8 protein-coding genes are annotated in these 17,221 nt (G+C 42.6%); all 8 read left to right on the top strand.

Features of this window, described 5'->3' with window-relative positions; genetic code table 11:
- Positions 1-249: 249 nt before the first annotated feature.
- The 8 genes from OC25_RS10560 (at position 250) to OC25_RS10595 (ending at position 17,199) form a co-directional block, all read left to right on the top strand.
- Positions 250-3,303, top strand: coding sequence for a SusC/RagA family TonB-linked outer membrane protein (locus OC25_RS10560; protein WP_082018575.1), 3,054 nt, complete (start codon positions 250-252; stop codon positions 3,301-3,303).
- A gap of 11 nt (positions 3,304-3,314) precedes the next feature.
- Positions 3,315-4,997, top strand: a complete 1,683-nt coding sequence (locus OC25_RS10565; protein ID WP_082018581.1) for a RagB/SusD family nutrient uptake outer membrane protein — start codon at positions 3,315-3,317, stop codon at positions 4,995-4,997.
- 42 nt (positions 4,998-5,039) lie between these two features.
- The gene (locus OC25_RS10570) at positions 5,040-8,150 is read left to right on the top strand and encodes a SusC/RagA family TonB-linked outer membrane protein (RefSeq protein WP_039475507.1); all 3,111 of its coding nucleotides are present in this window, start codon (positions 5,040-5,042) and stop codon (positions 8,148-8,150) included.
- A 12-nt stretch (positions 8,151-8,162) separates the two neighbouring features.
- Positions 8,163-9,893: a RagB/SusD family nutrient uptake outer membrane protein gene (locus OC25_RS10575; RefSeq protein ID WP_052266125.1), complete on the top strand. Its 1,731-nt coding sequence runs from the start codon at positions 8,163-8,165 to the stop codon at positions 9,891-9,893.
- Positions 9,894-10,018: 125 nt separating this feature from the next.
- On the top strand, positions 10,019-12,313 hold the full coding sequence (locus OC25_RS10580; protein WP_052266126.1) for a glycosyl hydrolase family 95 catalytic domain-containing protein: 2,295 nt from the start codon (positions 10,019-10,021) through the stop codon (positions 12,311-12,313).
- Between the two features lie 3 nt (positions 12,314-12,316).
- The gene (locus tag OC25_RS10585) at positions 12,317-14,431 is read left to right on the top strand and encodes a polysaccharide lyase family 8 super-sandwich domain-containing protein (RefSeq protein WP_052266127.1); all 2,115 of its coding nucleotides are present in this window, start codon (positions 12,317-12,319) and stop codon (positions 14,429-14,431) included.
- An 80-nt stretch (positions 14,432-14,511) separates the two neighbouring features.
- The gene (locus tag OC25_RS10590; RefSeq protein ID WP_039475736.1) at positions 14,512-15,696 is read left to right on the top strand and encodes a glycoside hydrolase family 88 protein; all 1,185 of its coding nucleotides are present in this window, start codon (positions 14,512-14,514) and stop codon (positions 15,694-15,696) included.
- A gap of 276 nt (positions 15,697-15,972) precedes the next feature.
- Positions 15,973-17,199 carry a DUF2264 domain-containing protein gene (locus OC25_RS10595; protein ID WP_052266128.1) on the top strand — a complete coding sequence of 409 codons (1,227 nt, stop codon included), beginning with the start codon at positions 15,973-15,975 and terminating at the stop codon, positions 17,197-17,199.
- Positions 17,200-17,221: the final 22 nt, after the last annotated feature.

Consider the following 17,221-nt stretch of genomic DNA (forward strand, 5'->3'; position numbering starts at 1 on the left):
ATTTTAACACTTTATCTGCTCACAGCATTGCGTTAGCTACCCTTTTAGCCATATTTTTAGAATTTTACCCCCATTTGTTTAGGATTTTACCCCTTTGGTTTTGGGGCTTCTGGATAGATTTGACCCTATGCATTTACCCCCGGTAAAGGGCATGATAATAACCAAATAGACGATAACCAAAAGCGTGCACCCCGAAGGGCAAAAACACATTACTCCGGACACGCACCAGTAACTAAACCAAAACAAAATATGAGGAAAACTTACTTAAAGCAATTAATGCTTTTTTCGTTAACCGTATATGCGGCATGTCCGGCTTTGGCCTATGCCAATACCATACGAGTCGAAAGGCATGTAGCAGGCAAAAACAAGGGCCACCGGCTGGAGGTTACCGGAACAGTTTCTGATAACTTTGGCAACCCGCTTTTTGGCGTTAGCGTTACCATTAAAGAAACCGGTAACAGTGTTACAACAGATAAAGATGGTAAGTATAAAATAAGTGCTGTTGAAGGCGATATTTTAACATTTACACTCAACGGTTATCTGGTAAAAGAGGTTGAAGTAAAAGAGGCCTTGTTAAATGTATCGCTTGGCGAGAGCCAGAAACGACAGGCTGCTACACCGGTATTGTATGGTGAGCAAAGTACGGTAACTAACCTGCAATCTACTTCTACAGTATACAATACCGATCTGATTAAAGTTCCGGTAGCGGGAATTAACAATGCTTTATCAGGAAGGTTAGCCGGATTATACACTTTACAAAGTAATGGCAGGCCAGGAGCCGACGGAACCAGTATTACCGTAAGGGGTAATGCACCATTGGTTTTGGTAAACGGTATTCCGAGAGATTATCCTTCAATCGATCCGGAGGAAATAGAATCGGTTACCATTTTAAAAGATGGTTTATCTACAGTAATGCTTGGGCAACAGGCTTCGAACGGTGTAATTATGATTACTACCCGTAAAGGAGAGGCGGGCAAGCAACGCATTTCGCTTACCGCACAGGCAGGTCTGCAATCGGCCATTAAATTGCCTAAACCACTGGGCGCTTTTGATTATGCAACGCTTTACAATGAAGCATTGGCCAACGATGGTAAAGCACCACGCTATACTGCTGCTGATTTAAATGCCTGGGCAACAGGTTCTGATCCTATATTTCACCCGGATGTGGATTGGTACAGCACCATCTTAAAACCCAATACAACTTTTAGCCGTTATAACCTGAATACCTACGGTGGAGGTAATTCTACCCGTTATTTCCTTGATGTTGATTATTTAAACCAAAGTGGTATTTTAAGGCAGGACGACGAAAGAAACACCTACAGTACCAATACCGATTACAAACGCTATCTGGTACGTACCAATATTGACATCGATATTACGCCGACAACTTTATTAAACTTAAACCTGTTTGGCCGTATCCAGAATGGTAACCAACCAGGTGGAGTTAGTGCAAGTACTGCAATTTTTACTACGGGTACCACTTTATCCAATTTTGGTAGTAATAACGTTTTTTCACAACTGGCCTCGATCCCAAATAATGCTTATCCTGTTTTTAACCCTAACGGTTCGCTGGCGGGTACTTCCGATTACCAGACCAACTTGTGGGGAGCAACTACACGCTCGGGTTATTTTTACAACAGTAGCCGCGATGTTTCTGCCGATATATCACTTAAGAAAACTTTGGATAATGTAACCAAAGGTTTGTGGATAAAAGGCCTGGCAAGTTTTAATACCAGTGTATCCGAAAATATTATCCGTACCAAACAATATGCGGTTTATAAATTGGCCAGTACTAACCCTGATGTATATCAGAAATTTGGGGTCGATGGGCAACAGGTTAATTTATCTACCAACACCGGGCAGAGCCGTAACCTGTTTGTCGATTTTTCTGCCGGACTTGATAAAACTTTTGGTAGCCACAGCCTGAATACTTTGCTGAAATTCAACTCGCAAAGTGCGCAAACCTCCAACCAGATTCCGATGATTTTTAATAATTTATCGGCCAGGGTAGATTACAATTATAAAGAAAAATACCTTGCAGAAGTGGCCCTGAGCTATAGCGGATTAAACCGCTATGAAAAAGGTAACCGTTATGGCTTGTTTTATGGTTTTGGTTTAGGCTGGAATGTTGCCAAAGAAGACTTTTTAAAAGATACGAAATGGCTTAATGCTTTAAAAATCAGGGCTAACTATGCCTATACTGGTAATGCCAATGCAGGTTATTTTGCTTACAACCAATATTATGTAACAGGAGCTAGTTATAACTATGGCACTACTCCAACTTCGATGGGCGGAATTGCCGAAGGTACATTGGCCAATCCGCATATTACCTGGGAAAAAGCCAATCAGTATAACATAGGTATTGATGCCAGTTTATTCAATAACAAATTATCGGTAGCTGCCGATTACTTTAACAACGAAAACTTTGATCTGGTACAAACCAGGGGAAGGAACTCGGCCTTACTCGGAACAGCTTACCCATTAGAGAACATCGGAATCAGCAGGTATTCGGGGGTAGAATTCGACCTGAAATACAGCAACCATGTGGGCAATTTTAACTATTACGTAGCCCCTAATGTTTTCTCGCTGCAAAAAATTATCAAGTATCAGGATGAGATCGGCAGACCATACCCATGGATGGAGCGTACCGGGCAAAGAGAAGACCAGACTTTTGGCTATGTGGCCGATGGACTGTTTCAAAGCCAGGCTGAGATCAACTCGAGCGCCAAAATACAAGGCTATAATCCTGTTCCGGGAGACATTAAGTACAAGGACTTAAACAACGATGGCATAATTAACGAACTGGATACAAGGGCACTTAAAAACAACAACCCAATCTGGTTCTATGGCCTTAACCTGGGCTTTAGCTACAAAGGATTTGATTTTTCTGCTCTCTTGCAAGGCGTTCAAAACCGCTACGTGTACGTTTCGGGCAGTACTGAATGGGCTTTCCAAAACAATGGCTTGGGACAGGCCTTTGAGCAGAATCTTGGCCGTTGGACACCAGCTACTGCTGCTACAGCCACTCAGCCACGTTTAACCATAGGTGCTAATCCAAATAATGAGGCTACCTCATCGTACTGGTTGCACGACGGCAGTTATGTAAGATTAAAAAATGTGGAACTGGGTTATACTTTACCGAAAGGAATAACCGGAAAGTTAAAATTAGCTTCTGTACGCTTTTTTGTAAATGCAGTAAATGCTTTCACCCTTTCTGCTTACGATCGGGTAGATCCTGAAGTATATGGAAGCGGTTACCCTTTGCAAAAAGTGGTTAACGCTGGTTTGAATGTTAAATTTTAATGCTGGTTGATATGAACATTAAGATAAAAGAAATAGTTGGCGCATTAGCCATCCTGATTGTTGGTTTTTCAGCCTGTAAAAAACCTTTATACGAAACAGAGCCCATTACACAGGATATCAGTTACATCTTTGATAAAACCGATTCATTGGGCGTACAGGCAAAAGCCTTTCTGGCCGATATTTATTCGTACCTGCCAAATGGTTATAACCGTATTGGTAACGATGTTTTAGATGCTGCATCTGATGATGCGATCAGTTCATCACCATCGAGTACAATTGAATATTTCGTAAACGGCCGGATTTCGGCAGTTACTCCTGTCGATAACTCCTGGGATAACAATTACAGGACCATTCGCAAAGCCAATATATTTTTAGCCAATATTGATGTAGTTCCGTTAAACCAGAAAGGTTTAAAAGTGTATCTGAAAGCAGAAGCCAGGATCCTGCGCGCCATTGCTTATTTTGAGTTAATTAAACGCTTTGGCGGGGTGCCACTTATTGGTGATAAGGTATTGGGTATTGATGATGACATTCAGCTATCCAGAAATACCTATGCCGAATGCCTTAAATATGTGGTAGATGAGTGCGATGCGTTAAAAACCATTGCACGACCAGATAATACACTGGCATCAGACGAAGACTTTGGCCGGGTTACGCAAGGTGTAGCATTGGCATTAAAAGCCAGAATATTGTTGTATGATGCTAGTCCATTAAATAATCCGAACAACGATCTTGCCAAATGGGCTGCTGCAGCACAGGCGGCTAAAGATGTAATGAACCTGAATGTATTTTCATTAGCATCGGCTTATACTACCGTGTTTAACACCCGTAAAAACAGCGAAATTATTCTGGCTTACCAGAGAGCGGTAAATTTTGATGTCGAAACCAGAAATGCCCCAATAGGTTATACTGCTACCAATGCATCAGGATCGGGCTATACCAGCCCTACGCAAGAGCTTGTTGATGCTTTCGATATGAGCAATGGCCGTGCCATTACCGATCCGGCATCGGGTTATAATCCGGCAGATCCTTACACTGGCCGCGATCCGCGTTTTGCCCTTACCATTCTGCATAACAATGCCAAATGGTTAAACCGGGCGGTACAAACTTACGATGGTGGTTTGGATAAACCCGGCAGTACCGTAAACGTGCAAACGCGTACGGGTTACTATATGCGCAAATTTATGAACGAAAGTTTCGTAACGGCAACCGTGTACAGCAACCAAACGCACAACTTCCCCATTTTCAGGTATGCCGAAATTCTGCTCAACTATGCCGAAGCCATAAACGAGTCGGCAGATAATGCCGTAAACCGTACAGAAGCTTTTAACCAGTTAAAAGCATTACGCTTAAGAGCTGGTATTCCGGTGGGTACAACAGCAGGTTACCAGCATGGTTTAAAAACCACCATGACGCAGGCAGAGATGCGTGAGGCCATCAGGCACGAACGCAGGGTTGAAATGGCTTTTGAAGAACAGCGTTTCTGGGATATCCGTCGCTGGAAAATTGCCCAAACCGTATTGAATGGCACCTTACATGGTATGCAGATTATTAAAAATGCTAACGGCACTTTTTCTTATACGCCGTACAATGCACTTAACGTAACCTTCGATGCAGCTAAAATGTACCTCTATCCAATTGCTGCAAGTGAGGTAAATAAAAACAGGAATTTAAAACAGAACCCAGGCTGGTAATTGGAGATTGCTAAAAATTGTTAAATCGTAACCAGACATGTTATGCAAAAAATATTATATAAATTATTAATCCTTTTCACCCTCATACCCGCGATTTCGCTCGCGCAAACGGTTATTAAGGGTACTGTAGCAGACGATGCAGGTATTATTCCCGGAGCTACAGTTGTTGAAAAAGGACTAACCAATAACGGTACCGTTACCGATGCCGAAGGTAAATTTCAACTTTCGCTAAAGGGAAGCAGTAAAACTTTGATTGTTAAATCTATTGGCTATTTAACGCAGGAAGTTAATGTAAATGGAAAAACAGTTGTAACCATTAAATTAAAAAACGATACCAAAGGACTGGATGAAGTTTTGGTAGTTGGTTTTGGTAAACAGAAAAAGATTACCAATACCGGTGCTATCAGCTCTATTTCGGCTACAGAAATTAAACAGAATCCTAGTGCAAGTATCCAGAATACACTTGCAGGCAGGCTGCCAGGTTTTACTTCACAGCAAAGAAGCGGTCAGCCGGGGGCTGATGGTGCTGCTTTCTTTATTCGTGGGGTAAGTACCTATGCAGGTAGTGCTTCGCCATTAATTATTGTGGATGATGTAGAGTACGATTATAACCAGGTTTCAGATATCGATCCTAACGAGGTAGAAACGGTAACCATTTTAAAAGATGCTTCTACCACAGCGGTTTACGGTATTAAAGGTGCTAACGGGGTATTGGTAATTACCACCAAAAGAGGGGTTGCCGGGAAACCACGTATCAATTTAAAATCAGAAGCAGGTTACCAGATGGATGTAAATACACCTGAGTTCTTAAATTCGTATGAAGCAAAATTACTGAACAATGAGGCACTTAGAAACTCGGGCGATACCAACAACAAATTGTATGCGAGCGATGCCGATCTGGCTGCTTACCGTGATCATACCGATCCTTATGGCCATCCGGATATCGACTGGTGGAAAACCATTTTTAAACCAGGTGCTTTAATTACCCGTCAAAACCTCGATTTTCAGGGCGGTACAGAAAGTGTGAAATACTTCGTTTCTGCAGGTTACTTGTGGCAAAATGGTAATGTGCGCGATTTTAGCTCAGATAACGGTGTTAACAGTAATTTTTATTACAAACGTTACAATTTCAGGTCCAATCTCGATATTCAGGCGACCAAAACACTAAGCATCCGTTTAGATTTAACTGGTCGCTTTGGTGAAACCAACCAGCCTTACAACTCACAACAGGGCAATGCTTATTATGCCAACGGAAACGGTATTGTAGGTGAGATTTACAGCGGAGGTTATTTACCACCATGGGCTTTCCCGGTTACCAATCCAAATGGTTCATATCCATATAATCCTTTACTTACCAACGCCAACACCAGTATTATTGGGCGTTTGGCAGAATCGGGTTACTCTCGAACCTTCGATAACGATTTAAACATTGTTTCAAGCGCCAGTCAGAAACTCGATTTCATTACGCAGGGTTTAACCGCCAAGGTATTGTTATCTTATGCCAGTGCACAAAGTTACAGTGTAAGTGCCAGCAGAACCGCATTGCCGTATTATTTGTATAACTCGGCTACCGGCCTTTATCTGCCATTAAATGCTAACCAGTACCGCACACCACCATTTGCTGCAGGCTATAGCAATACCAGCATTTTCAGAACCATAAGTACGCAATCGTCATTAAACTACGATCGTAATTTTGGTAACCACCATGTTTACGGGTTGGCTTTGTATAACGATAACCGGGTAATTAACGCTACTACAACGGGCGATACCAATCAGGGGCCAGGTGTACCTACAGTTGTTACCGGAACAACTTTAAGAGGTGGTTACGATTATAAGAATAAATATCTGGTTGAGTTTAACGCGGCCTATAATGGTACCGACCGTTTTACTGGTAAGAAAACCAGAGGTTGGTTCCCGGCGGCATCATTGGGATGGAATATTTCCGAAGAAAAATTCTTTTCAGACAACATTAAATTTGTAGACCTGTTTAAAATCAGGGCTTCTTACGGTCTGGTAGGATCAGACGATATTGGTGGCGCCAAAAAATACCTGCAGCTGTATACTTCTGCAACCGGTTCGTATAATTTTGGTACAACCAGTACTTCGTATAATGGAATTACCGAAGGAAGTTTGGGTAACCTGGATGTAACCTGGGAAAAAGAAAAGAAACTGGATGTAGGTTTCGATTTGACCATGTTTAAAGGTAAACTTAAGCTTACTGCCGATTATTTTAACAACGACAGATACGATATTTTAACTACCAGACAGAGTGTGCCATTTACTATTGGCGTAGGTTTACCTCCTGTAAACCTGGGTAAAGTAAACAACAGAGGCTTTGATGGCGAATTGAGCTATAACGAGAAAATAAATGATTTCACAGCTGGTGTACGCCTTACTTTCTCTTATGCCAAAAATAAAATCCTTTATCAGGATGAGGCACAACCTGCTTACCCATGGCTTGCCGCAACTGGTAACCCTATCGGACAGTATTTTGGCTGGCACTTTTTAGGTTTCTATACTGCTGCCGAAATTGCCGATCCGAAAGTGGCAAAACCAACTACTGCAGTAGGGCCCGGAGATATGAAATATCAGGATTTAAATGGCGATGGTATTATCGATGATAGCGATAAAGGTGTAATTGGCAAGCCAAACCTGCCTAATACTACTTATGGCGCCAACTTTAATTTTGGTTATAAAAACTTTTACCTGAACGTATTCTTTCAGGGATCGTATGGTTACAGTACCCGTTTCCACTCAGAAACCATTACACCGGGCAATTCGAATTACCAGCCGATACACTTAAACCGCTGGACACCGGAAACTGCAGCTACAGCAACCTTCCCACGCCTGGGAGGTAATGCAGTAACCAATTTCCCGAATGCTACCAACAACTTTTCAGATTTCTGGACCCGGGATAATTATTACCTGCGTCTGAAAACTGCCGAGATCAGCTACGTATTCCCGAATGCACTTGCTAAAAAGCTGCGCGTGTCGGGTATCAGGGTGTATGCCAATGGTAATAACCTGCTTACCTGGACCAACGTAACCGACCTTTATCAGGTTGACCCTGAAAACGGAAACAGTACTACCACGGTAATTAGTGTTTACCCTACGCAGCGTATCTATAACCTGGGTTTAAATGTTACATTTTAATTAAAAATGATCATGAAAAAGAAAATTTCAATCATAGCCTTATTTGCAGTCTTGCTGGTAACCTATTCTTGTAAAAAAGGTGGTTTACTTGACGAAAGCACCCTTACTACACTGAATGAAGAAACCACTTTTGCCGATAGTATCAATACGCAGGCTTTTTTAACCCGTATTTATCAGCAGGTAGGCTTTCAGTATGATATTCAGTATCTCGATGCCGGCGGCCATGCTGGTGCTGCCGATGAAGCCGTTACCGGCCGTTACAACGGTACCCAAAATTCGGGTGTAGTTATTGCTTTTGGCTTAATCTCAAAAAGCTCAACCAATACCGATTTTACAGGTATGTGGTCGGTACCTTATCAAAACATAAGAAGGGTAAATGTACTCTTAAAAAATATTGGTAACGCACCACTTACCGCAGCAACTAAAAAAGGGATGATTGCCGAAGCCCGTTTTCTACGTGCCTGGTATTACTTCTTGTTAATCAGGGCATTTGGTGGCGTACCATTACTGGGCGATAAAGTGTATGATATTACTGAAGATTTTACGCTCAAAAGATCAACCTATCAGGAATGTGTAAACTACATTGTTGCCGAGTGCGATGCAGCCAAGGCCGATTTGCCAACCAGTTTAACTATTCTGCCGCAAAATTATGGTCGGATTACGCAGGGTGCCTGCATGGGCTTAAAATCACGCGTGCTATTGTATGCAGCCAGCCCGCTATTTAATGGTGGGCAATATGCTACATCAGGCGAGGTACACGATTTAACCGGCTATGCGAGTTACGACAAAGAGCGCTGGAAAAAGGCCGCTGATGCTGCATTGGATATTATGAATACCGGAAACTACTCGCTTTATGTAGATAATGGCCCAACCAACAGACCTGGTTATGGCTTTTATAAGGTTTTTCAGATGCGCGTAAACAGCGAGTATCTGTTTGCAGCCATGCGTGGTGCGCAACGCGAGTTCGAAAGCTTTTTACTGCCACAAAGCAGATCAGGAGGTTATGCCTTCACGGTAAGCCAGCAAATGGTTGATCGGTTCCCGATGGCCAACGGAAAAGCCATAACCGAGGCTGGTTCGGGCTATGATCCGGCTAATCCTTATGTTAACCGCGATCCGCGTTTCGCCAATTCGGTAATTTATAATGGTGCTCCATGGATATTAAGCGGAAACAACAATGCGCCTGTATATACTTATGTAGGATCGGGTACTACCGATGCAGTTAGCGGGCCACTGGCTTTTAATGCCGGATATTTCCCCCGTAAATATTTGTTGGAAAACTCTACCGGAAATGGTGAAAGATGCTGGGGGCTGATCAGGTATGCCGAAATTTTATTGAATTATGCCGAAGCATTAAACGAATACAGCGGTCCAACAGCCGAGGTTTATGATGCATTGAGAAAAATCAGAGAACGTGCTGGTATTGCAGCTGGTGCCGATGGGAATTATGGTATTAAAGCCAATGCAACGCAAGATGAAATGCGTTTGCTGATTCAGACCGAACGCGGTGTAGAGCTGTTTATGGAGGAACACCGCATGTGGGATGCCAGAAGGTGGAAAACCGCTGCGGTTGATTTTGAGAAACCAATCAGAGGCGTTAAAATTACCAAAACCGGAAATGTTTACAATTATGAATATGTAGATGTGCGCGAGCATCACTTCCCTGCACATTATGGTTTATTCCCGATTTTGGCTTCTGAAATAGCTAAAAATACTGCTCTGATACAGAATGCAGGCTGGTAAAAAATAAAAAGCGTATGGGGTTTTATCCCCAACAAATTTGGTTAGTTTGTGTTAGTTGGGCCACCTTGCCTTTGCTTGGTGGCTTTTTTACCTATCTGGCCAAACATCATAACATTTAACCTGAAATGCAGCAAAACTCATCATTAAAATATAACCGTTTAATTCATTGCAGCTTTTTCCTTTGGCTGTTTTTTTGCGTTCCATTATGGTGTGCAGCGCAGGTACCTGCCGGCGAAGTAAACTGGCCGGTATTTATGGCGCAGCAAAATTTAAAGTGGGATCAGCTCGGTAAAGATTACTATAGTGGGATTATTCTCGGAAACGGTTTGCTCGGAACCAACATCTATCAGGAAAACGACAGTTTAATCCGCTTTGATATCGGACGCACTGATGTGGTAGATCACCGCGAAAAACTTTTACCCAATGTAGGTAAATTGTATACCCAGGGGCGCCTGCCAATAGGTTGTTTTACCCTTAAAACCGCAGGAAAAATAACAGGTGCTAAAATAGAACTTGATATTTACAATGCAACGGCCAGTGGAACAGTTTTTACCACGCAGGGCACACTAAGCTTTACCGCCCTTGTTGCCGCAACCCAGAATGTAATTAGTATTACGGCTAAAGGTACTGCGCAAGAGCAGGCAAGGGGTTGGAAATGGCACGCCGGAAAAAGTATAAGCCCACGGTATTTTCAGAGCTACCCAACCGATAAGCCGGTAAATTATCCCGAAAATCCTCCTGTAAAAATGAGTACAGCAAATGGTTACACGCTTTGTAACCAGCCTTTACTCAATAACGGCGGTTACACTACGGCATATAAAATATTAAACAATAGTTATACACAACAGTTATTGGTAAGTGTAGGCTATGATGGCGAAGGCACTGCCGATGAAAATAAAGAAGCTACGGCTTACCTGCAAAAATTTGAGCAGGATAAACAAAGTACCGTCGCTCACCGCAACTGGTGGCACCAGTATTACCAGAAAAGTTTTATTGCTTTGCCCGATAAGCGGATGGAAAACTTTTATTGGATACAGCTCTACAAACTGGCTTCGGTAACCCGTGCCGATAAACCTGTTGCCGATTTAATGGGCCCCTGGACTACTGCCACACCATGGCCAGCTATTTGGTGGAACTTGAATGCACAGCTCACTTATTCGCCGATTTTTACTGCCAATCACCTCGAGCTGGGCGAATCGCTCTTTAAATCATTAAACCGTAACCGGCAAAACCTGATTAACAATGTGCCCGAAAAATGGCGTAATGATGCCGCAGCCATTGGTAGGAGCTCGGCCTTTGGCTTGGTAAGCCCCATCAGTGAGGCCGAAATAAACAAAGGTACTTTTGAACCAGCCAATCTTACCTGGTTGCTTTATTATTATTACCAATATTATGCTTACAGCGGCGACGAGCAAACGCTTAAGACCAAAATATTTCCTTTGTTAAAGCGATCAGCGAATTTTTTAATTCACCAGCTTAAGCCAGACGATCAGGGGATTTATCATTTCCCCATGTCGCATTCGCCTGAATATAAAAATGCCGAAGATGCCAATTATACTTTGGCCAGTTTAAGCTGGGCACTGCAAACACTGATTAAGGTAAACGATGAGCAAAAATTAAATGATGCGGATGCCGGCAAATGGAAAACGATTTTAAAAAATCTTACGCCTTTCCCAGTTGGTGAAAGTGGTTTTTTAATTGGTAAAGATGTGCCCCTAAACAGTTCGCACCGGCATTATTCGCACTTGCTGATGATTTATCCTTATAATCTCATTAACTGGGATCAGCCCGAAAACAGGGCGCTGATTAGCCAGTCGTTAAAAAACTGGCTTTCCTATAAAAGTGCATTGGCTGGTTTTTCGTTTACTGGAGCAGCCTCTATTTATGCCGGTACAGGCAATGGCGATATGGCCTACCAGTGGTTAAACGAATTGCTGGATCGTTTTGTGCAGGTAAACACGCTTTACCGCGAATCTGGCCCGGTTATCGAAACACCTTTAGCCGCTGCCACTTCCATACAGGAAATGCTTTTGCAAAGTTGGGGTAAGAAAATCAGGGTTTTTCCGGCAATCCCAACAAACTGGCAAAATGTATCGTTTAAACAATTGCTTGCAGAGGGCGCATTTTTGGTTAGTGCCGATATGCAGGGCGGTGCTACACAAAATATAAAAATAACCAGCCTAAAGGGCAGTCAGCTTACTTTGGTAACCGATATGGATAAATTTACCATCCGTTCCAATAAACGCGCAAAAGTTGATTATCAGCTTCAAAAAACAGCTGAAAAAACCATAATCGAAATAAAAAAAACGATAAGTGGAGAAATGATACAGCTGGTTTCTGCTAGTTTTGAAGAAAAACAGCAGCCCGCTTTTTCTTACACAAAATATGAAAACTGGTTTTGGGGCTTCAATAAAAAATAACAAATGTTTGCAGGAAAGAAAATCGTAAATTATAAAATACCGGCTTTTAGAAGGTTTAGTGCCGGCGCTTTAAGTGTAGTGTTGCTTTTTGTTTTGATGAATCAGGCAAAAGCACAGCAAGAACCCTATGATACTATTTTGCAACGCATTAATACCGATCTGCAAACCTTTGTTAATGATAAAAATCTGGCAGCAGAAGTTAGTGTTAACCTGAAAAACCTGAATACAGATGGTAGCTGGTCCGATATTAACTATGCGGATGCGCAATATGCTCCACTGAAAAGAATTAAGGATATGGCCACGGCTTATATCCGGCCTGCTAACAAATGGTATAACCATGCTGAGCTGCATGCATCAATTGTTAAAGCGTTGCAGAACTGGTTCGATAAAAATCCAAAGAATAAAAACTGGTGGTATAATGATATTTTCTATCCACAGGCTATTGGGCAAACGCTCATTTTAATGCGTAATGCAAAAGTGCAGCTGCCTGCAGATCTCGAAAAGACGTTGATTCAGCGCATGGTGATTCGTCGTTTTAGAGCCGGCGATGGCGCCAATACTTCTGATGAAGCTTTGCACTATCTTTACCGGGCTTGTTTAACCCGCAATAAAGCTACTTTAGATTCGGCCGGGAAGTATTTGTTCGAACCCATTGCCATTGCCGATGGAAAAGAAGGGGTACAGGTTGATGGCAGTTATTACCAGCATGGCAGACAACAGGCCATTGCCAGTTATGGTCGCGTTTTTGCCGGCAACTCGGTAAATGCTGCATTTTATTTAAGGGGAACAAATTATGCCTTACCTAAAGATCAAATGGCCATCCTGGTAAACTACCTTAAAAATACTTTTCTGCAAACCATCCGTGGTTCGTTTTACGATTTTAACGTGCGTGGCCGCGGCATTAGCCGTAAAGATTCGTTAAACAGCGGTATGGGAGGTATGATTGAGAAAATTAAGCTGTTTGATCCAGAAAATGCCAGTTACTGGGAGGCTTCGGTGCTGCGAACAGCCAATAAAAAACCTGCGGGATACGGTATTGTGGCTAATCATACCCATTTCTGGAAAAGCAATTACACCCTGCATGTACGGCCGGCCTATACCTTTAGCGTGCAAAGCTCATCCGACCGGACTTTACGTACCGAACGTGGAAATAACGAAAACATTTTAGGGAAATTTTTGCCCGATGGTGCAACCAATATTCAGCGCAGCGGGTCGGAATATGCCAATTTAATGCCGGTGTGGGAGTGGGATAAGATCCCCGGAACCACCAGCAGGGATTATCCGGATGATAGTGGTGCAACCATCCATAAAGACTGGGGAATACCCGGAACAACGAAGTTTTCTGGTGGGGTAAGCGATGGCGTTTATGGTGTATCGTGCTACGATTTAAATTACGATAGTGTTCAGGCCAAAAAAGCCTGGTTCTTTTTCGATAAGGAAGTGGTTTGCCTGGGTGCTGGTATTACTAGTGAAGCCAAAGAAAGCGTGACTACTACGATTAACCAGGCCTGGTTGAGAGGCGTTATTAGCCGATCATCAACTGCAAAAGGCGAAAAAGGATTTTGGGCATTGCACGATAGTATTGCTTATATCTTTCCGGAGCGTAGCAATGTCGAAATCAGCAATGCCGTGCAAAGTGGTAGCTGGTACCGCATTAATCAGGGGCAGAGCAAAACCGAATTAACCGATAAGGTCTTTAAAATCTGGGTTAACCATGGCACAGCGCCTCAAAATGCCAGTTACCAATATATTGTTATTCCGGGCATTACTGTTGAGGGCATAAAAAAATACAATCGTTCTGTGATACAAATTTTAAAAAATACCGCTGAACTACAGGCCGTAAAACATACCGTTTTGAACATGTTGCAAGCTGTGTTTTACAAGGCTGGAACACTGGTTTATGACGGTGGCTCCCTTACGGTAGACCAGCCTTGTACCGTGTATATCAAAAATTTAAACACCAAAAATCCGCTGCTTTATATAGCCGACCCTGCACAGGAAAAGGCATCCATTCAGGTACAGTTTAAACCTGCCGGCTCTGCGGTACCTAAAAATATAACCTGTAAGCTGCCTGAGGGAGCCTTTGCCGGTGCCACAGCAAGTTTTAAAATAGAGTAACACACATAAATTTATGAAACCATCAGGATTTGCCTTGTAAAAACCGGCTTAACCTGATATTGAAAAACAAAACAGATCAAATGAAAAAAATTAACCTAGCCGCTACACTGCTCCTTTTTGTGGGGAGTGTTTCGTATGCCCAGAGCCCCAAAAAACCGATGGCTCAATTAATTAACGATGAATTTAAATTTGCCGCCAGCCAGTATCAGGTATTGGCCAAAAATATCCCTGCAGGTAAAACGCCCCAGAGTTTCGATAAAGGCAAATCTATTAATTACGATATTAAATGGTGGTGTAGTGGTTTTTACTCGGGTAGTTTATGGTACATTTACGAGCAAACTAAAAATGAGCAGGTAAAAAATGAGGCCGAGGCGGCACTGAAAGTATTGGAACCAAACCAAACTTTTACGGGTAACCACGATCTTGGTTTTATGATGTATTGCAGTTTTGGTAACGGGTACCGCATCACTAAAAATCCGGCCTATAAAGAAATTATCCAGCGTTCTGCACAATCGCTTTCTACGCGTTTCAGGCCAAAAATTCAGGTTATCCAATCGTGGGATAAGAACAAGTATTGGGAATGCCCGGTAATTATAGATAATATGATGAACCTGGAAATGTTAAACTGGGCCAGCGATAACGGAGGAAATCCAAAATATAAAGAAATTGCCATTACACACGCCAATACAACCATCAAAAATCATTTCCGCCCCGATTTTAGTTCTTACCATGTGGTTGATTATAATCCGCAAACTGGTGATGTACTTAAGAAAGCAACCTGGCAGGGTGCTGCAAACTGTTCGGCATGGTCGCGCGGGCAAGGCTGGGCTTTATATGGTTATACCATGATGTATCGTTTTACAAAAGATCAGAACTATTTAAAACAGGCTAAAGGAATTGCCAACTATATTTTAAACCATCCGAACCTGCCTGCAGATAAGATTCCGTACTGGGATTTTGATGCTCCTTTAATCCCATATGCCAAACGCGATGCTTCTGCAGGTGCAATTATTGCTTCGGCACTGCTCGAATTGGGGCAATACACCGATGGAAAGGAAAAAGCTGATTTTAAATCGGCCGCAGAGACCATGATTTATTCATTAGCCAGTGATACTTACCGTGCCAAGGCCGGCGAAAATGGCGGCTTTTTACTGATGCACAGCACCGGGGCTTTCCCGTTAAACAGTGAGATTGATGTGCCCCTTGTTTACGCCGATTATTACTATTTAGAGGCGCTTGCCCGATATAAAAAATGGTATTTATAGCAAATTGTTAAACAAGAGGTTTGCGTATTATTTTATTCAGGATGTAGATTAGACTTGATTTTGCTTTAAATTAATGTTTATGGGTTAAGGCACCTAACCGTTAATACTGATGCAGACCGTGCCACTTAGACCCGATTGTAGTGAACACGGAGCCCGATGAAGCATCGGGCGAAGTAAAACGAAAAGCGGGATGAAACCTAAATAGTAGCTTGTAACTTGCTCTCCGAATACTAATAAACTTTTAATACCACTCAAATTATTATTAAATAAACTATAATGAAATATAAACTGATTTTTGCTTCGCTCCTGATTTTTACACAGCTGGCAAATGCGCAAAATAAAAAAACAACTACAGGCGCAGAAGACCGTGCCATTTGGGTAAAACATTTGTACCGTATAGCCTATCCGGTAATTCATAACCTGGCTAATGAAACTTTGAAAAAGAATATGCCTGTAGAAAAAGCGCCTGGTTACGGCTTAAATGCTGCCAAGGTTACCTATCTCGAGGCATTGGGCCGCACTGTGGCCGGTGTGGCACCATGGCTGGCTTTACCTGACGATGAAACTGCCGAAGGTAAATTGCGTAAAAACATGCGCACCGAACTTTTAAAAGCATTAACCAATTCGGTAAATCCCCAGAGTCCGGATTATATCAGTTACCGCTCCGAAAGTCAGCCAATTGTTGATGCGGCCTATGTAGCCCATGCTTTTTTACGTGCGCCAAAAGCCTTGTGGGAGCCACTTGATGAAACTACCAAAAAGAGATTTATCGAAGAGTTTAAATCGCTGCGCACCCGTACCGGTGCCTACAACAACTGGTTATTGTTTGCTGGCTTAACCGAAGGCTTTTTATTGAGTATTGGCGAGCAATACGATCCGGCACGGGTGCAGTTTGCCATCAATAAAATGAAGGAGTGGTATGTGGGCGACAGCTGGTACAGCGATGGCGAGAAATTCAGTATGGATTATTACAATTCTTATGTAATACACCCTATGCTGGTTGATCTTTTAAAAGTGCTGGTAGAAAAGAAAAGAGCCCAGCAGGTCGATTACGATCTGGCATTAAAACGAATGGTACGTTACTCAGAATACCTGGAGCGGATCATTTCTCCGGAAGGAACTTATCCGGCATACGGCCGTTCCATTACCTATCGTACTGCCGCTTTTCAGGCATTGGCACAGGTGGCATTAATGGAAAAACTGCCTGAGTACGTTAAACCTGCACAAGTACGCGGTGCTTTAACCAAAGTAATTTACAACCTCTATAATGGCAATCAGAATTTTGACGATAAAGGCTGGCTGGTACTGGGTTTTAACGGGCATCAGCCAGAAATTGCAGATATTTATACTTCTACCGGAAGTTTATACATGGCAACCTTAGGCTTTTTAACCCTGGGCTTACCAGCCGATAATAAATTCTGGACCGATGCACCTGCCCCCTGGACCAGTTTAAAAGCCTGGAGCGGAGAGACGATAAAAAAGGATTATAAAGTTGAGTATTAATACCAATAATCAATATCGTATA

Source organism: Pedobacter kyungheensis (genome assembly GCF_000812965.1).
Lineage (GTDB): Bacteria > Bacteroidota > Bacteroidia > Sphingobacteriales > Sphingobacteriaceae > Pedobacter > Pedobacter kyungheensis.

Excerpts from the sequence above, each read along its gene's own strand:
- OC25_RS10560 (WP_082018575.1), top strand. The coding sequence starts at position 250 with ATGAGGAAAACTTACTTAAAGCAATTAATGCTTTTTTCGTTAACCGTA.
- OC25_RS10565 (WP_082018581.1), top strand. The coding sequence starts at position 3,315 with ATGAACATTAAGATAAAAGAAATAGTTGGCGCATTAGCCATCCTGATT.
- OC25_RS10570 (WP_039475507.1), top strand. The coding sequence starts at position 5,040 with ATGCAAAAAATATTATATAAATTATTAATCCTTTTCACCCTCATACCC.
- OC25_RS10575 (WP_052266125.1), top strand. The coding sequence starts at position 8,163 with ATGAAAAAGAAAATTTCAATCATAGCCTTATTTGCAGTCTTGCTGGTA.
- OC25_RS10580 (WP_052266126.1), top strand. The coding sequence starts at position 10,019 with ATGCAGCAAAACTCATCATTAAAATATAACCGTTTAATTCATTGCAGC.
- OC25_RS10585 (WP_052266127.1), top strand. The coding sequence starts at position 12,317 with ATGTTTGCAGGAAAGAAAATCGTAAATTATAAAATACCGGCTTTTAGA.
- OC25_RS10590 (WP_039475736.1), top strand. The coding sequence starts at position 14,512 with ATGAAAAAAATTAACCTAGCCGCTACACTGCTCCTTTTTGTGGGGAGT.
- OC25_RS10595 (WP_052266128.1), top strand. The coding sequence starts at position 15,973 with ATGAAATATAAACTGATTTTTGCTTCGCTCCTGATTTTTACACAGCTG.